We start from the raw sequence: 282 nt of genomic DNA, 5'->3' as shown, positions 1-282 counted from the left end.
CAGCCCTACCTGATCGCGGCGGCGCTGATCGCGGTGTATATCGTGCTGGGGCTGCTGTACGAAAGCTACATCCATCCGCTGACGATCCTGTCGACGCTGCCGTCGGCCGGGGTGGGGGCGCTACTGATCCTGATGGTGGGCGGCTATGACCTGAGCGTGATCGCGCTGATCGGCATCATCCTGCTGATCGGCATCGTCAAGAAGAACGGCATCATGATGATCGACTTCGCCCTGACGGCCGAGCGCGAGCACGGCATGTCGCCGGCCGAGGCGATCTACCAG

The 282-nt window shown here is 63.5% G+C and carries 1 protein-coding gene; it reads left to right on the top strand.

The window, feature by feature from the left end; all coding sequences use genetic code 11:
* On the top strand, positions 1–282 hold a 282-nt coding region (locus ACR6JA_RS22645; protein ID WP_494599702.1), incomplete at both ends, for an efflux RND transporter permease subunit.

This window comes from Cedecea sp. B1(4), assembly GCF_059414925.1.
Note: the sequence above shows the minus strand (reverse complement) of the source record. Positions and strands in the feature narration are given on the sequence as shown.